A 15,995-nucleotide genomic window follows, 5' to 3' on the forward strand; every position below is an offset into this window, starting at 1 on the left:
CAGGGGCGCTTTTATTTATGATGATTGTATTTAACTATCTTGACCCATTGGGTCGCGGGCTTTTGCCCTACCTCAGTGAAATATCCACTGCTCTCATCGCCTGTTTGTTAGTCATGGGAGGGGGTGATATTAACGCGCTTTTGAGACGTTGGTTACGCCCTTACCATTTCTTAATCCGCACCGCAGTGTTTATCTTGATTAATGCGTTTGGTTACGGCTTAATCATCGTAAAAGCAACGCCTTACCTCAATATGACACTGAGAAATCTCCAACCTGGGATGATGTTTTCCATCGTGATACTCTGTTTCATCATCATAGGATTATGGGCTCAAAGGAATCGACAAATTTAGTGCGTAAACTGTTTCACCGCCGCTCAACCACCGAACACACACTGGGAATTATCAAATCACTGGTGAAATGGCTGCTATTGGCCACGATTGCGCTCGCCATCGCGTTAGTCGCGATCGATCGTTGGGTATCGATGCAAACTCGCGAGCAGTTGTTTACCAGCGCGGAGCAGATTGACCAATTTGATGTGGCCGTGGTTCTCGGAACGAGCAAATACCTCGGTAAAATACTCAACACATACTACATCAACCGTATTGACGCCGCGATCGCCCTTTATGATCAAGGTAAAGTATCGAATTTTTTGCTCAGCGGTGACAATGCCCACCGTTCGTATAACGAGCCCTGGACGATGAAACGCGATCTTTTGCGCGCCAACGTCCCTGAAAACCACATTTTTCTCGATTACGCGGGTTTTCGAACCCTTGACTCTGTGGTGCGAGCCAAAGAGATTTTCGATACCGATAACTTCTTAATCATCACCCAGAAATTTCACTGTGAACGCGCGCTGTTCATTGCCAACTATCACCAAATCAACGCCCGCTGTTATGCCGTCGCAGGCCCATCGGATCAATCGGGATCTAAGGTGCGCTTAAGAGAAGTGTTTGCGCGGGCAAAAGCGGTGTTGGACCTTTACATCACTAACGCCAAGCCTAAATTTCTTGGCCCCAAAGAGCCAATTATGGCCAGCGCCGAGCCCGTCGAACAACAGGTAGAGAGTGACGACTTCGACGAACCGCTGTTCGAGTATCTAGATGCAGCGGGCGGCGACGCAGAACCAGCGCAATAACGCCACTACTCGCTCAGTTCAACACGATTCCGCCCACTGCGCTTGGCTTTATAGAGCGCTTCATCCGCACGAATCAACATCTCATTAGTGCGCTCTGCGCCCAGTGTTGCCACACCAATACTGGTGGTGAGCGGGTCACCGTGCACCCAAATGTGCGCCTCAACTTTACGTCGTAGCCGCTCGCCAAGTTCGTAGGTGTCGAGCAAATTCATCCCCGGACAGAACACCACAAACTCTTCGCCGCCCCAACGAACCAAACGCTGCTCTGCTTGAAGCGACGTCAGCAGTACCATTGTAAACTCTTTTAAAATGTCATCGCCAATGGCATGGCCATACTCATCATTGACCTGTTTAAAATGGTCAATATCCAAATAGAGAATCGACAACACTTTGCCGCCTATCGGCAGATCATCATAATACTCATTGAGCCAATCTCGGATCGCGTGGCGGTTCATCGCGCCGGTAAGGGGATCGCGATGAGCAAGCTCGGCAAATTCGATGTTCTTGGCGCGCAACGATTGGTTCATCGCGTGTAAGTGATGTTGGCGCGCTTTGACTCGTTGAATGGCAAGGCGACTTCGCTTAATTTCGTACATGCTGTAAGACAGCGCTAAGCCCACCCAACAGGCCAACAATAGCGCCATCAAGGTTTCGCCAGAGACATACTCCCCGATGAATTCAATGCGCTCAATCACCAGAGTGTAGTCGCCCTCGTCCATGCCTGACCCGGTGGCAAACTCAATTCGATTCACATTGGTAAACTCAGGCGCGGCATGTTCAATAGGAATATCCAAATCCGCCAGCCACCACGTCATCACTTGTAAATTGGCTTTGGGTAATGTCATCTCTTGCGCTGAAGCAGATGGCAGAAACTCAAGCCCGTTGTATTTGTGAGTATACTCATCATCGATGGTTGAATAGGCTGGATTAAAATTGCGCAAATAAAAGCGCATCGGCACACTTTCACCCTCTTGATTTGTGAGTGAAACAGCAAGTTTGATGGTGTGATAATGGCTCAGGTCAAGCCCGATATCAGGCCGGCTATCAATATGAATAGAGACGCCGCAATAGGGCCAACGGTATTTCTCCGAGGAGCGAATTTTGCATTGGAGTAAGCTGCGCTGAGACTCTATCGCCAACGATGCTTGAGAGCGTCCGCCTTGGCCTTGATCACTGGTCGGATAAAACGAATACGCATCGGGCGTCACGGCTAACACTCGCCGGTCACCATATATCCCATACAGCAACACCACCACTAAGGTCAGCACCACAAGGCCAAATACCGTTTTATGGATTGCTTTCAATCTACACCCATAGCTATAACGAAAAGAGTCAATAAAGTATGAGACAGACTCTACCACAATGCGACATTATCCTTGACTCAATGTCACACATTCGCCCGAGAATCTCGGCCAATGTCGCGAAAAATGGTGGCAAGAATCCCATCCTGTTTTCTGTTACACTCAGGCCGAACACGTATTTGGCGTAAGCCATGCGGATAAAAAATAAAACAGAGTAATGTCATGTCACTAATCGTAAAAGGCACCCTCAGCAAAATGACGGCATCGCTGGGAGAACAAGTCCAATACTCACTGCCTGTCGGTGAGTCATCTGTCGCACTCAACCCACTCATCGGTCAAACGCTGACCCTAACGCACACTGGAAACATCTTTTGCTGTTCGTGTGGCAAGAAAACCAAAAAAAGTTACTCACAAGGTCACTGCTTTGTCTGTATGAAAAAACTGGCCAGTTGTGATATGTGCATCATGAAGCCAGAAACCTGCCATTATGATCAAGGCACCTGCCGTGAGCCGCAGTGGGGCGAAGAGAACTGCATGGTCGATCACTATGTGTATCTGTCCAATACCTCTAGTCTCAAGGTGGGTATTACCAGACACACCCAGATCCCAACCCGCTGGATTGACCAAGGGGCCACGCAAGGTCTTCCCATATTTAAAGTGAAAACGCGCCATATTTCTGGTCTGATTGAAGTGGAATTGGCCAAACACATTGCTGATAAAACCAACTGGCGAACCCTGCTTAAAGAAGACGGTGCCCCAATAGCGCTGGAAGAGAAGTTTGCCGAGCTACTGCCGCTGGTTGAAGAGAAGATCGCCGAGATCAAACAACAATTTGGTGACGACGCCATTGAGGTGCTACCGAGCCAGATCACTCCGATTCACTACCCCGTGACAAAGCACCCGACTAAGATCACCTCGCACAACTTTGACAAAGAGCCGGTCGTGAGTGGCGTTCTACAAGGCATCAAAGGTCAATACATGATTTTTGACACAGGTGTGATCAATATTCGTAAATTCACCTCATACGAAGTGGAAGTGAGTGCATAATCACTGCCCCAACCGCATTATCAGACTTAATGATGAGTGGATCGCATAGTCATTGTGCCTACCTAATCCCGACGTACAAAAAGCGCCCTTTGGCGCTTTTTTCTAAAGGTTAGTGTGGCGATGTGCTATGGATTGAGAATGCGTTTTAGCTCGTCAAAAAACAGATCCACTTCTTGTAGCGTGTTGTAGTGCATAAAACCGACACGCAATACACCACCACTGGCTTCAAGCCCTAATTGCCTCACCAAACCCAGCGCATAAAAATGGCCGCTCCAGACACAGATGTTGCGCTCACCTAAACGTTTCGCGACCTCTTCTGACGTAAATTCATCAAAGGTTAAGGCAAAGGTCGGCGTGCGCAGCTCACTGCTTGCATGAGTCCGCCCCCACAAGGTGACACCTTGTAGCTCATCCAAACGAGAGAGAAAACGCTCGTTGAGCGCCGTTTCATGCTGATTGTATTGACGAAATGAAGCCACCAATTTGTCACGCAACGAATCGCCTTGCTCGCCCCACTGAGCAAGATAGTGCACCGCGGCAATCAGCCCAGCCAAGCCTTCAAAGTTTTGCGTACCCGTCTCAAAGCGACCGGGGCCTAAGTCTGTTGCGGGCCCCACCTTGTAAGGCGTTAGTGCCTGCAACCATTTTGGCGCTACATACGCTATGCCGACATGAGGACCAAAAAACTTATAGGCGGAACAGGCAAGAAAGTCACAACCGAGTGCAATGACATCCACCAAGTGATGCGGCGTGTAATGCACTGCGTCAACGTACACCATAGCACCTACTTGTTGCGCTGCCTCAACGACACGTTTGACATCCACAATAGAACCGGTGGTGTTCGACGCCAAAGTCAGCGCCACCAGTTTAGTTCGCGGTGAAAGTAACGTGAGCAGATGGTCAATATCTAAGCTGCAATCGTCTTGATTGACGCGTGCTTGATGAACCACCGCACCTTTGTCTTGCGCCGCTTGTTGCCAACTAGAGACGTTCGAGTAGTGATCCAGCGCTGACACAATCACTTCATCGCCGATTTGCCAGTCACGGCTGATGGCGCGGCTAAGCTGAAAAGTGAGAGAGGTCATGTTGGGCCCAAAGACAATATTGTCGGCCGAAGGCGCGTTGAGTAGCGCAGCGGCGGTCTCCCGCGCTTTAGCCATCAACGAGGTCGTGTGCTGACTGGAGAAATAGTGTCCACCCAAATTGGCGTTGTATTGACCAAGGTAACCCTGCATCGCTTCCAGCACCGAAAATGGCACTTGTGAGCCTCCCGGACCATCGAGAAAGATGACTGGCAATTGGTTGTGGATCTGATTTAAGGCACCAAATTGTGAGCGGACTAAATTAGGAGTGAAGTTCATTTACCGCATCCTTTGCCGTCAACACAAACACATCCATATGCCCTTCTTCTCCTTCTATCACGGTGCGAATCGGCGTCGCATTGTGCCAAAGTTTGTTGTCAGCCAGCATCGCCACTTCACCGCTTTGTAAGGTTTTTCTAAAAAACGGCGCTTCATTGAAGCTGTTGTAGAGCATGATGTCACCCCCTTCGATATTGTGGCGGCCCATCCCGACCATCGCAATATGGTCAAAGCCATCTTGGTGGACGCCCTCTGGCGCCACTTGGGTTTCGTCGTAAACCGCAGAAATACGGATTTGATGAATTTCGATCTCCTGACCATTGGCCAAACCGTTCGATTCGACAAACACCTCACAGATCTCTCTCATGCCATCACTTTGCAAGGTCGAGGCTTCAATGGGTTCGAATTGACGCACTACATCCCCTTGAAAACGGTTGATATCGTTGGTTTGCATAAACTCATGCTTATCCAGATCAACCACTTGTCCATCACGAAAAGCCACCACGGAGTAGCGACGCAAACGATACTGACCATCGGCGTGCTCAGTGTGCGGTAGATGGGAAAAGGAAGGCGCAAGTTGTTGAATCGCCTCCTTACTAAGCTGAGTTAATTGTAGAGTTGTTTCATGGTTATGTAGCATCATCGACTCCTTAATGAAGATACACTGCAATTTTTGTAACATATATTTTACATTTATTATTTGCGCACATATCCCGTTAAATCAACTTTATTTGGCATTTACATCCAACAATATTAACAATACAAAATTTTTATCCAATTAATAATTAATAGTTAGTGAAGTAAACCATTTGATAACAAAGGAAGATGAGAAAACCAGCACGGTTCACTAGTCAAATTGAAGAGGATGCTTGTAATCAAAGAGTTAGTGGCTGTTTTTGCGCCCACACTCCACCCTTGTTGATCTAATCTATAACCATTTATTCCAGTGACAGACCTTGTTAACGCCGTGCTTAGACCCATATAATCGAGAAGTTAAAAATCAATAAGCGTCACCGCGATGGAGCACAAATGAGCGACGTAAAACACTGTAAATTACTCATTCTCGGTTCTGGCCCTGCTGGCTACACGGCAGCGGTTTACGCCGCACGAGCCAACCTTAACCCAGTACTGGTTACCGGCATGCAGCAAGGCGGTCAGTTGACCACCACAACGGAAGTAGAAAACTGGCCTGGCGATCCTGAAGGTCTCACCGGACCCGGTTTAATGGAGCGAATGAAAGAGCACGCAGAACGCTTTGAGACCGAGATTGTGTTTGATCACATCAATGAAGTGGATTTCAGTCAGCGTCCATTTACGCTCAAAGGCGACAGCCGTCACTACACCTGTGATGCTCTTATTATCTCTACTGGCGCGTCGGCAAAATACCTTGGTCTGGAGTCAGAAGAAGCGTTTAAAGGGCGCGGTGTTTCCGCCTGTGCGACCTGTGACGGTTTCTTCTATCGTAACCAGAAAGTCGCCGTCGTGGGCGGTGGTAACACCGCGGTTGAAGAAGCGCTGTACCTATCCAACATCGCCTCTGAAGTGCATTTGATTCACCGCCGCGATACGTTCCGAGCGGAAAAGATCCTCATCAAACGCTTGATGGATAAAGTGGCAAGCGGCCATATTGTGCTGCACACCGACCGTACTCTTGACGAAGTCGTTGGCGATGACATGGGCGTAACAGGCGTACGCATCAAGGACACCCAATCCGATGCGGTTGAGCAAATCGACGTAATGGGGGCATTTATCGCCATCGGTCACCAACCCAATACCGCCATTTTCGCTGATCAGCTTGAAATGAAAGATGGCTACATCGTGGTGAAATCGGGTCTAGAGGGGAACGCAACCCAAACCAGCATCCCTGGCATTTTTGCAGCAGGTGATGTGATGGATCACAATTACCGTCAAGCCATCACCTCTGCGGGAACGGGCTGTATGGCAGCGTTAGATGCAGAGCGCTACCTGGATGGACTCGCGGATACACAATCAGCCTAACGGCCAATCGCTTGTGGCGCTTTTTGGCGCTTATCTCAAATCCCTAAAACCTCGCGGTATTCCCGCGAGGTTTTCTTTTGTATAATGCGCGGCTTAAATCAAAATAATAATTCTCATTAAGCCTTTACCATGGATAAAAAGAAACAGCGTAGCTTGAATCAATGGCTAAAGCAGCAAAGTCGCCAAGCCAAGCGCTGGTTGATGATTGCCGTTGGCCTTGGTGTGCTCTCAAGCGTATTTTTGCTGATTGGTGCATCACTCCTCGCTCACATATTGCATGCTCTTATTATCGAACACGTCGATAAAACCGAACTTATGCCCCATTTCGCCGGTCTCGCCGCCACTGTCGTTGTGCGTGCGCTGTGCGCTTGGGGACGAGAGATCGCCGGCTTTCGCTGCGGCGAACAGATTCGCGTTTATATTCGTCAATTGATTCTCGACAAGCTCGACGAACTCGGCCCTGCGTATATCAAAGGAAAGCCTGCTGGGGCGTGGGCAACGCTGTTACTGGAACAAGTCGAAGATATGCACGACTTTTTCGCCCGCTACTTACCGCAAATGGCCCTTTCCGTGTTGATACCGCTTGTTATCTTAGTAGTGGTCTTCCCTGTCAACTGGGCAGCCGGGCTGATATTTCTGATCACCGCCCCCCTTGTGCCTCTGTTTATGGCCTTAGTGGGCATCAAAGCGGCGGATGCCAGCCGCAAAAACTTCAAGGCGCTGCAACGTCTGTCTGGCCATTTTTATGACCGCTTACAATCGATGACCACCATTCGACTGTTTGATCGCACGCGCGCAGAAACCGACACGCTGCGCGGCGCATCTGAAGTGTTTCGTACCCGCACGATGGACGTGTTGAAAATTGCGTTTCTATCCTCGGCTGTATTGGAGTTTTTCACCTCTATCTCTATCGCCCTCACTGCGGTGTATTTCGGCTTCGCGTTTATTGGTGAGCTCAATTTCGGTGACTACGGCGCGGGCGCCACCCTATTTTCTGGCCTATTTGTATTAATTCTCGCTCCGGAGTTTTACCAACCGCTGCGTGACCTAGGGACCTTTTATCATGGTAAACAGCAAGCCGTTGGCGCTGCAGAAAGCATCGTGGCATTTCTTAATACCGATGTCACTTCGGTAAAATCGGGCGATCGCAAGTTGACAGAATCAGCCAAGATAACCATTAAGGCCACTGAGTTAAGCGTTTATTCTCCGCAAGGTACGGCGCTGCTCGGCCCTGTCAGTTTCGAACTAAAAGCAGGGGAAACCTGCGCACTCGTCGGCCCGAGCGGTGCGGGGAAAACAAGCCTGATTAACGCCCTACTCGGCTTCCTTCCTTACCAAGGCAGTTTAACCATTAATGGCATTGAGCGCAGTGAGTTGGATTTGGCGCACTGGCGCGAGCAGATCAGTTGGGTAGGACAAAACCCACTGCTGCTGCACGGCAGCATTTATGACAATCTCACGCTTGGGGTCAACAAGCCGAGCCAACAAGCACTGGATGGCGCGCTTGATGAATCTTTCAGCCGCGAATTTGTCGAGCATCACGGGTTAGAGTATGTCGTGACAGACCGAAGCGGTGGCTTGTCCGTCGGTCAAGCGCAGCGCTTGGCCCTGGCGCGAGCTATGATTCAAGACGGTGCATTTTGGCTCCTCGATGAGCCAACCGCCAGCTTAGATGCACGTAGCGAACGTCTTGTTATGCAAGGTCTGGATGCAAAAATCAAAGACAAAACCTGTTTGATGGTCACTCACCAACTCACGCCTTTAAAGAATGTGGATCAGATTTTAGTGATGGACAAAGGTCAGTTGATTCAATGTGGGGACTTCGCCAGCTTAGCCCATCAACCAGGACGCTTTGCGCAGATGTTGGACGCCAGTATGTCTATGACAAACACCGATAAGGGGAACCTGGATGCGTGAATTAGCCCCCTACCTCAAATTGTATAAAAAGCATTGGTTTGGCTTGTCGCTCGGTATGCTACTGGCACTGCTTACCCTGTTTGCCTCAATCGGCCTATTAACACTGTCCGGTTGGTTTTTGTCTGCCGCCGCCGTGGCCGGATTGACTATTGCGCGGGAAACCTTCAACTACATGTTACCCGGGGCGTTTGTGCGTGGATTTGCCATGGGACGCACCGCAGGACGCTGGGGTGAGCGCGTGGTCAGCCACAACGCCACCTTTAAGCTGCTCACCGATCTGCGTATTTTCTTCTTCAGCAAACTCGCACCGCTCATTCCGGGCCGAGTGTCAAACTTGCGCGATGCCGATCTGCTCAACCGCCTAGTGTCTGATATTGATGCGATGGATCACGTTTACCTACGTTTGGTTAGCCCAATGATCGTTGGTACCCTCGGTATCTTTGGTCTCACTGCGCTGGTCGCTTGGTTTGATCAGCAGTTAGGCTTAACGCTAGGCGCCATTCTATTAGTGGTCTTGTTCACCTGGCCTGTTTTGTTCTATAAGTTAGGCAAACGCAATGGCCGCGAGCTGACACAACATAAAGCGGATCTTCGCATTACTACGCTCGACTGGCTGCAAGGCTACAGCGAACTGACGTTATTTGGCGCCAATCGGCGCTACCGAGACGCGATCCTCAACGCCCAATACAAACTGCTTGCCAATCAGCGCCTCAACGCTCATGTTTCCGGGTTAGCGCAAGCGCTGTTACTGCTGGTCAATGGCTGGACGTTAGTCTTAATGCTGTGGTTGGCGGCGGATGGTGTGGGCGGCTTGTCGCCTGATCCTAAAATTGCGTTGGTGGTCTTTGCCACCATGGCCAGTGTTGAGCTTCTAATGCCAATTGCCTCGGCTTTCCAGCATTTAGGCCAAACGCTCACTTCAGCAAGACGTCTCAATGACATTATTTTGTCTACGCCGGATGTGGTCTTTCCTGACCAAGAGGTGGCTCATGACGGCGAGTTTTCCATCGAGTATGAGCAGGTCTGCTTCTCTTATCCTGATAGCCATCAGAGGGTGCTTAAAGACGTTACCCTTGCCATACCTTCTCAACATCGTGTCGCCATTGTCGGCCAAACCGGCAGTGGTAAATCGACCTTGATTCAGTTACTCAACCGCTACTGGGATGTCAATCAAGGTGAGATACGCCTCGCTGGGCGCCCAATAGCGGCGTGGAGTGAATCACAGCTGCGAGATGCTATTAGTGTGGTCAGCCAACGGGTCGACATACTGAACGGCTCTCTGCGTGATAACTTATTGATGGCTAAGCCAGAGGCCGATGATGCCGAGCTCAGCGCGACACTGGATAAAGTTGGCCTTGCTGCACTGCTCGACATTCAAGGATTAGATATTTGGCTTGGGGACGGGGGCAGACAACTCTCCGGCGGCGAAAAGCGTCGCATCGGGATTGCCCGCGCGCTACTGCATGATGCGCCGATTTTACTGCTTGATGAACCAACGGAAGGGCTAGACAAACAAACTGAACAACAGATCATGACGTTGTTTGAGCAGCACTTTGTCGGCAAAACCGTCCTGTTTATCACCCACAGACTGGTTCATTTGGATAAGATGGACGCCATTTGTCTGGTCGAGCAAGGTCAAGTGGTCGAATATGGCAGCCACGCCTCATTGCTCGAACAACAAGGCCGTTATTATCAGTTGACCCAAACGCTCTAAACCATCAGTCACAACGGCAGCACAAGCTGCCGTTGTGTTTTAGATGTGCTGCGAAGTAGCTTATCGGTTGTCGAGGATAAAGCGGCGAAGGGCCTCTAATTTCATCGGGCGGGCAAAGTGATAACCTTGGAAGACATCACAACCGAGACGCCTCAACACCCCCGCTTCCTCTTCTGATTCAATCCCCTCGGCGACCGTTTCCATCCCCAATTTTTGCACCATGCCTAACACGCCAGCCAGCATAGAATAAGAGGACTCACTTACCAACATATCTGAGACAAAACTCTTATCGATTTTGACTTCGTCAATGGGGAAATGTTTAAGTACACTCAGTGAAGAGTAACCGGTACCAAAATCATCCAATGAGACACGTATCTGCTCGGCTTTTAGGGCATTGAGCAAGGCACAAATGCGCTCAAAATCGTCGGCTAAGACGCTCTCCGTGATCTCAACAATCAACCGCTGTTTGTTAAAGCGTCGCTCCTCAATCGCCTGTTCCAACATTGGAATAAACTGCATACTTTGAAACTGCTTAACGGAAACATTGATCGCGACATCAAGCTCCACCTGCAAAGCCTCAAACAGCTCAGAGAGCTCGGCTAACGTGCGGCGCACGATAAACTCACCGAGTTCGTTCATATAGCCACAGTTTTCAGCCACAGGAATGAATTTATCCGGTGGTACAAAACCCAGTTCAGGGTGCTCCCAACGCACTAACGCCTCGACCCCTTTAAGTGTTTTACTTGAGGTAAATTGCGGCTGATACATCATATAAATCTCATCGCGCTCAATCGCTCGTTTGAGTTCGAGTTCGATTTTACTCTTATCCAGGTGCTCAGTGAGAAAGCGCGGCTGATAAAACACAATCCCGTTGCGTGTCTGTTTAGCGTGTGACATCGCCAGTTCGGCGTTGCGCTTGACCGCTTCTGCATCGACATCGTCTTGACCGGATGAGGCGACGCTGATGCTGCAACTTAACACAATCTCGTAGTCACGATAGAGGAACGCTTGGGTAAAACAGCTTCGGCAAAGATCAATGGTGGCATCGAGCGCTTCTCTGTCTAACGTATGTGCCACTACAACAAATTCGTCACTACCTGAGCGAAACACCGCGTGCTTTTCACCGACACTGGCCACTAAACGATTGGCGATGTTTTTCAGCACCGCATCCCCTGCCGGGTTACCAAAGTTGTCATTGACCAATTTAAAACTGTCGACATTGATACACAGCAGGCTGTAGCGAGCGTGCTTATCCAACCCCGATAAATAACGCTCGAGACTATAGCGATTGGCAATACCGGTTAAATAGTCATGGTTCGCTTGGTGAGCAAGCTCTTGTTGCTTGCGCTGTTCACTGAGCGCAATATTACGAAATAGGAAAAACATCACACTCACTGCCACCACATAGAGAGCGATAAGATTAGGCAATTTCTCAACAAATCGCGCCATTATGACGCTCTTTTTCACTTCAGTAGTTATCCAAAGATCGTATTTGTTGATGTAAGTGCTGGCAGCGTATGATTGCCTTGATGGAGAGGCCAATTCGTTAATATAAACGTCGTTGCTTTGTTTTATCTCTTCAAACGTCATCCCCGTCATAACTTCTAAACGTTGTATACTGCGATCGATCTCCTCTTGTGGTACTTGATATAGATACACTTGCGGATCGTAAATGCGCTCCATTGGCGCAATCTGGAAGTAACGATCATTTTCACGAAATAAGAAGGTATCAAAGCTGTGAATTTCCATTTTTGTTTTATTAGTCAAGAAGTACTCAAAGCCACCTTTGAGTGAGATAGAAATGGACAAGACAAACTTAGGCACACCTTTTTCGTCACGAATGGCTTTGCGAAAAGGGATAATAAGCTCGCCAATGTCTTTGTGAAAATAGGTACGCCCGATCACCGCTTCGTCACTTGCGAGGGTTTTCTCGAAGGTCAATTTGGTTTCAGGATTATCGCGCAGATAGTTGGTGTGCCCATCCACCATCCGCGGCGAACTCGTGAGCGGATAGCCCTCTACATCAAACAGCGCCAGCGCTAAAATGGTTTTTTCAATCCCGGTGGTATCATCGAGCACAGCATTGATATGGTCGAGATCGTGCTCAAAATCCAATCGTGATAATTCACTGCCGACAATATCTATGATGGTTTGGTACTGGGTGAGGGATGACTTGAATGCGTGCGCGGTCAAACGAGTGAGATTAACTTGCGATTGAGTAATATCTTCATAGGAGTCTTGGTACGACATATAGGCAGCGATCGCGCTTATCACTGACCATAGAGCCAGAATAAAATAAAACGCTAACCAAATATTTTTTTTAATCAATGCCATACGTCTAAGATCCCTGACAAGCCGCGGCTCTATTTCCGTTCTGTTTAAGGATAGTGTAAAGCGTCATAGCTCACCGACCTAAAATAGATCGAACACACTATACGATTCTTTGTCTCTCTTCACCCATCACAATTGAGATAAGTATCAGTTTTCACTCTAAAGTTAAGGTTAGTCATAAATTGATGAAAAAAAAGCAGCCTAACTCGGCTGCTTTCACAAATTGAACAATGGCATCAATCAATAGATGTATCAGTGATACCTACACATTAACACCTGTGGTATCAACGCTGACGGGTATTTTTACGAGGTGACTGCTCGGTTGCGCCTTTGCGTGGCTTACGGCGTGCAGGGTTGTTGCTACGACCACCGCCACTGTTGACGCGCTCTTCATGACGTTTCACGGCACGACGAATCTTCTGGCTGCGTGAGCGCTCACGTTTGCGTGAGGTGTTGGCTTTGTTCTCATCCAACATGGTTTCTTTTTCAGGACGAAGCTCCACCAATTCACGCAGGTAGTTCACTTCTTTGAGATCCAGCTCCATCCAACCGCCACGAGGCAGTTTTTTGTCGAGGAAGATATCACCATAGCGCACACGTTTCAGGCGGCTAACGGTACAGTCCTGAGACTCCCACAAACGACGAACTTCGCGGTTTCGACCTTCGTTGATCACCACATAGAAGGTGTGGTTCATACCTTCACCACCCGCGTAAACCACATCCTCAAAACGGGCTAAACCGTCTTCGAGTTGAACACCACGAACCAAGTTTTTCACTTTGTCTTCGTTCACTTCACCGAAGACTCGTACAAGGTACTCACGTTCTACTTGACGGCTTGGGTGCATCAGACGGTTGGCGAGCTCACCATCGGTGGTAAACAACAGCAGACCCGAGGTGTTGGCATCCAGACGCCCTACTGAGATCCAACGTGAACCACGGATCTTAGGCAAACGGTCAAATACAGTGCGACGACCTTCAGGGTCATGACGAGTACACAATTCGCCTTCCGGCTTGTAGTACGCTAGTACGCGACAAATCACTTCTTCTTGCGCTTTAGCGTTGACAGTGTGGCCGTCGATACGAACGATGGCGTTCTCATCTTCTAGTCGCTCACCAAGTTTAGCGACAACGCCATTAACGCTCACGCGGCCAGCTTTGATTAAAGCTTCTAACTCGCGTCGCGATCCGTGACCAGCTCGTGCTAAAACTTTCTGTAATTTTTCGTTCATTGATTTACCTATGTGTCGTCTTCACAGACGTCGAAATAAAAAAGTGCGACCCAAAAATCGCGGCCGCATATTATCTCAAAATCCTTGCCAAAGATCACGTTTTTTTGATCACTCAAACGGCTGCGGATCCCCTGCGCCAATGCGTGCGATGACTGGGTCACCATCACTAAAATCGACCACTGTGGTGGGCTGTTCGCCTAGGTATCCACCGTTGAGGATCACATCCACTGCATGCTCTAACTTATCACGAATGTCTTCCGGGTCTGATTCAGTGTGCTGGTTGCCCGGCAAGATAAGCGAGGTTGACATCAAAGGCTCGCCTAACGCTTCGAGTAAATCCAGAGCAATGCGATTATCAGGGACACGGATACCGATGGTTTTTCGCTTTGCGTTCATCAAACGGCGTGGGACTTCTTTCGTGCCTTTGAAGATAAAGGTGTACGGACCTGGCGTATTGTTTTTCAACAAGCGAAAGGCGGTGTTATCCACTCGAGCATAGAGTGACAACTCAGAGAGATCTCGACACAGTAGTGTAAAGTTGTGCTTCTCGTCCAAACGGCGAATTTGACAAATACGTTCAAGTGCCTGTTTGTTTGCAAGTTGGCAGCCAAGCGCATAACCAGAATCGGTAGGGTAAACCACAACCCCGCCGTTACGAATGATAGCGACCGCTTGGGTAATCAAGCGCGCTTGCGGGTTTTCTGGGTGAACATAAAAGAACTGGCTCATAATAATCCTCAATATCGAGTCTCACGACTCTATAACACATCATGTTTAGTCTTGGCCAGTAAGGTCATCAGTGAGCGATAAGCCCCACTCTTTCCATACTGGTTCGACGCCAGAAGGCAGCCATAGATTGCGCCCCAGTTCCATCCAAGGAGAAGGATAATGGAAGTCGCTGCCTTGGGAAGCTAATAGTTTGTATTGTATAGCATAATCGGCCAAATTGCGTCTTTCTTGTTGGCTTTGTTGTGGCTGAGCCACTTCCATTGCATCGCCGTTGGCTTCCACAAATGCCGCCAACAGCCGCTTCAACCATTTGGCGGTTAAGTCATAGCGACCGGGGTGAGCGAGTACCGCTTGACCACCCGCGGCGTGAATGGCCTCTACCGCCTCAGACATTGAGCACCAACTGGGCGGCACGTAGCCGGGATTACCGCGTGTTAGATATTTTTTAAACACCTGTTGCATCGTCTTCGCAAAACCATTATCCACTAACCACTTGGCAAAATGCGCGCGAGTGATGGGCGCGTCGCCCGCGATGGCACTCACCTCTTCAAATATGCCTTCGCGGGTCGCTTTTTCTAAACGCTGCGCAATGAGCTGCGCTCGACCGACACGGTGCTGCTGTTGCTGCTCAATCAACTGGGTTAGTGACGAGGCATCAGGATCAATATTCAACCCGACAATATGAATGTCTTTGTTCTGCCATACGGTAGAGATCTCGATTCCATTGATTAAGGTAATGGGCAGCGCTTGCTCTTGGATGTAGGCGCGGGCAGGTGCGAGCGCCTCAACCGTATCGTGGTCACTGATCGCCAATACGTCAATGTTAAAGCCTAGCGCTCGGTCGATCAGTTCAGTGACGCTGAGTCGACCGTCTGAGGCGGTGGTATGGCTGTGTAAATCAATTCTCATATTTTCATTTTTTGGTTGACTTTTTACCTTTGCACTAGTTAACTAGTACATAAATTCAGAGTCGTTGAGTTAGCTCGCTAACCGGCAAAACGTTAAGGCGTACTATTTTTAGTCAAGGCACACTATGTTACAAGAAATTAACCTAAATCAGAATGTGAAAGTGATCGCTACCGATGCGATTCGCGTTCTGGTGGATACGATTTTTTGTTTGCCAACCACGTTTGCAACGCACGTTATGGTGTGGTGGCGCACTTGGCTACAGGCTAAGTGGGCAGTTGCACGTAAGTAATCGATTCTTCATCGTGTCATAGCCCGCTCCAATGC

The 15,995-nt window shown here is 49.1% G+C and carries 14 protein-coding genes; 7 read left to right on the top strand and 7 right to left on the bottom strand.

Going from position 1 to position 15,995, the window contains the following annotated elements:
* Positions 1-20: 20 nt before the first annotated feature.
* Positions 21-350, top strand: a complete 330-nt coding sequence (locus AC6R0L_RS06370) for a DUF3392 domain-containing protein (protein ID WP_334552775.1) — start codon at positions 21-23, stop codon at positions 348-350.
* Positions 323-1,135, top strand: a complete 813-nt coding sequence (locus tag AC6R0L_RS06375; RefSeq protein WP_500628620.1) for a SanA/YdcF family protein — start codon at positions 323-325, stop codon at positions 1,133-1,135. Before AC6R0L_RS06370 ends, AC6R0L_RS06375 begins: the two co-directional genes overlap by 28 nt.
* A 5-nt stretch (positions 1,136-1,140) precedes the next feature.
* On the opposite strand, the gene AC6R0L_RS06380 is transcribed toward AC6R0L_RS06375, so the two are convergent.
* Positions 1,141-2,439: a GGDEF domain-containing protein gene (locus AC6R0L_RS06380; protein ID WP_500628621.1), complete on the bottom strand. Its 1,299-nt coding sequence runs from the start codon at positions 2,437-2,439 to the stop codon at positions 1,141-1,143.
* 219 nt (positions 2,440-2,658) lie between these two features.
* On the opposite strand from AC6R0L_RS06380, the gene AC6R0L_RS06385 reads away from it, so the two are divergent.
* A complete protein-coding gene (locus AC6R0L_RS06385) occupies positions 2,659-3,483 on the top strand; it encodes a DUF2797 domain-containing protein (protein WP_500628622.1) in 825 nt (274 codons plus the stop codon).
* Between the two features lie 125 nt (positions 3,484-3,608).
* On the opposite strand, the gene AC6R0L_RS06390 is transcribed toward AC6R0L_RS06385, so the two are convergent.
* Together AC6R0L_RS06390 and AC6R0L_RS06395 are read right to left on the bottom strand one after the other, a co-directional pair.
* Positions 3,609-4,844, bottom strand: a complete 1,236-nt coding sequence (locus AC6R0L_RS06390) for a cysteine desulfurase-like protein (protein WP_500628623.1) — start codon at positions 4,842-4,844, stop codon at positions 3,609-3,611.
* Positions 4,828-5,487: a 2OG-Fe dioxygenase family protein gene (locus AC6R0L_RS06395; protein WP_500628640.1), complete on the bottom strand. Its 660-nt coding sequence runs from the start codon at positions 5,485-5,487 to the stop codon at positions 4,828-4,830. The genes AC6R0L_RS06390 and AC6R0L_RS06395 overlap by 17 nt, the downstream gene beginning before the upstream one ends.
* A gap of 386 nt (positions 5,488-5,873) precedes the next feature.
* Here AC6R0L_RS06395 and trxB point away from each other — a divergent pair, with 386 nt between their 5' ends.
* The 3 genes from trxB (at position 5,874) to cydC (ending at position 10,473) form a co-directional block, all read left to right on the top strand.
* The gene (gene trxB / locus AC6R0L_RS06400; RefSeq protein WP_487901195.1) at positions 5,874-6,842 is read left to right on the top strand and encodes a thioredoxin-disulfide reductase; all 969 of its coding nucleotides are present in this window, start codon (positions 5,874-5,876) and stop codon (positions 6,840-6,842) included.
* A gap of 129 nt (positions 6,843-6,971) precedes the next feature.
* On the top strand, positions 6,972-8,759 hold the full coding sequence (gene cydD / locus AC6R0L_RS06405; RefSeq protein WP_500628624.1) for a heme ABC transporter permease/ATP-binding protein CydD: 1,788 nt from the start codon (positions 6,972-6,974) through the stop codon (positions 8,757-8,759).
* Complete coding sequence (gene cydC, locus AC6R0L_RS06410; protein WP_500628625.1) at positions 8,752-10,473, top strand: heme ABC transporter ATP-binding protein/permease CydC; 1,722 nt, start codon at positions 8,752-8,754, stop codon at positions 10,471-10,473. Before cydD ends, cydC begins: the two co-directional genes overlap by 8 nt.
* 60 nt (positions 10,474-10,533) lie before the next feature.
* On the opposite strand, the gene AC6R0L_RS06415 is transcribed toward cydC, so the two are convergent.
* The 4 genes from AC6R0L_RS06415 to rnm all read right to left on the bottom strand — a co-directional run bounded on the left by AC6R0L_RS06415 (position 10,534) and on the right by rnm (position 15,671).
* A complete protein-coding gene (locus AC6R0L_RS06415) occupies positions 10,534-12,807 on the bottom strand; it encodes a bifunctional diguanylate cyclase/phosphodiesterase (protein ID WP_500628626.1) in 2,274 nt (757 codons plus the stop codon).
* A gap of 281 nt (positions 12,808-13,088) precedes the next feature.
* A complete protein-coding gene (gene rluB / locus AC6R0L_RS06420) occupies positions 13,089-14,033 on the bottom strand; it encodes a 23S rRNA pseudouridine(2605) synthase RluB (RefSeq protein ID WP_500627567.1) in 945 nt (314 codons plus the stop codon).
* Between the two features lie 108 nt (positions 14,034-14,141).
* Entirely contained in the window at positions 14,142-14,762 is a 621-nt protein-coding gene (locus tag AC6R0L_RS06425; RefSeq protein WP_500628627.1) for an L-threonylcarbamoyladenylate synthase, read from the bottom strand.
* 45 nt (positions 14,763-14,807) lie between these two features.
* Positions 14,808-15,671 (bottom strand): RNase RNM, encoded by an 864-nt coding sequence (rnm, locus tag AC6R0L_RS06430; RefSeq protein ID WP_500628628.1) that lies wholly within the window; start codon positions 15,669-15,671, stop codon positions 14,808-14,810.
* A 124-nt stretch (positions 15,672-15,795) separates the two neighbouring features.
* Between rnm and AC6R0L_RS06435 the strand changes: the two genes are divergently transcribed.
* Positions 15,796-15,960, top strand: coding sequence for a hypothetical protein (locus AC6R0L_RS06435; RefSeq protein WP_500628629.1), 165 nt, complete (start codon positions 15,796-15,798; stop codon positions 15,958-15,960).
* Positions 15,961-15,995 lie beyond the last annotated feature (35 nt).

Source organism: Vibrio sp. R15-SG3-ISO1A (assembly GCF_059833955.1).

Bases quoted from the DNA above. Each gene is read 5' to 3' on its own strand.
- AC6R0L_RS06375 (WP_500628620.1), top strand. From the start codon at position 323: ATGGGCTCAAAGGAATCGACAAATTTAGTGCGTAAACTGTTTCACCGC.
- cydC (WP_500628625.1), top strand. From the start codon at position 8,752: ATGCGTGAATTAGCCCCCTACCTCAAATTGTATAAAAAGCATTGGTTT.
- AC6R0L_RS06395 (WP_500628640.1), bottom strand. From the start codon at position 5,487: ATGATGCTACATAACCATGAAACAACTCTACAATTAACTCAGCTTAGT.
- cydD (WP_500628624.1), top strand. From the start codon at position 6,972: ATGGATAAAAAGAAACAGCGTAGCTTGAATCAATGGCTAAAGCAGCAA.
- AC6R0L_RS06435 (WP_500628629.1), top strand. From the start codon at position 15,796: ATGTTACAAGAAATTAACCTAAATCAGAATGTGAAAGTGATCGCTACC.
- AC6R0L_RS06425 (WP_500628627.1), bottom strand. From the start codon at position 14,762: ATGAGCCAGTTCTTTTATGTTCACCCAGAAAACCCGCAAGCGCGCTTG.
- rnm (WP_500628628.1), bottom strand. From the start codon at position 15,671: ATGAGAATTGATTTACACAGCCATACCACCGCCTCAGACGGTCGACTC.
- trxB (WP_487901195.1), top strand. From the start codon at position 5,874: ATGAGCGACGTAAAACACTGTAAATTACTCATTCTCGGTTCTGGCCCT.
- AC6R0L_RS06370 (WP_334552775.1), top strand. From the start codon at position 21: ATGATTGTATTTAACTATCTTGACCCATTGGGTCGCGGGCTTTTGCCC.
- AC6R0L_RS06415 (WP_500628626.1), bottom strand. From the start codon at position 12,807: ATGGCATTGATTAAAAAAAATATTTGGTTAGCGTTTTATTTTATTCTG.
- rluB (WP_500627567.1), bottom strand. From the start codon at position 14,033: ATGAACGAAAAATTACAGAAAGTTTTAGCACGAGCTGGTCACGGATCG.
- AC6R0L_RS06390 (WP_500628623.1), bottom strand. From the start codon at position 4,844: ATGAACTTCACTCCTAATTTAGTCCGCTCACAATTTGGTGCCTTAAAT.
- AC6R0L_RS06385 (WP_500628622.1), top strand. From the start codon at position 2,659: ATGTCACTAATCGTAAAAGGCACCCTCAGCAAAATGACGGCATCGCTG.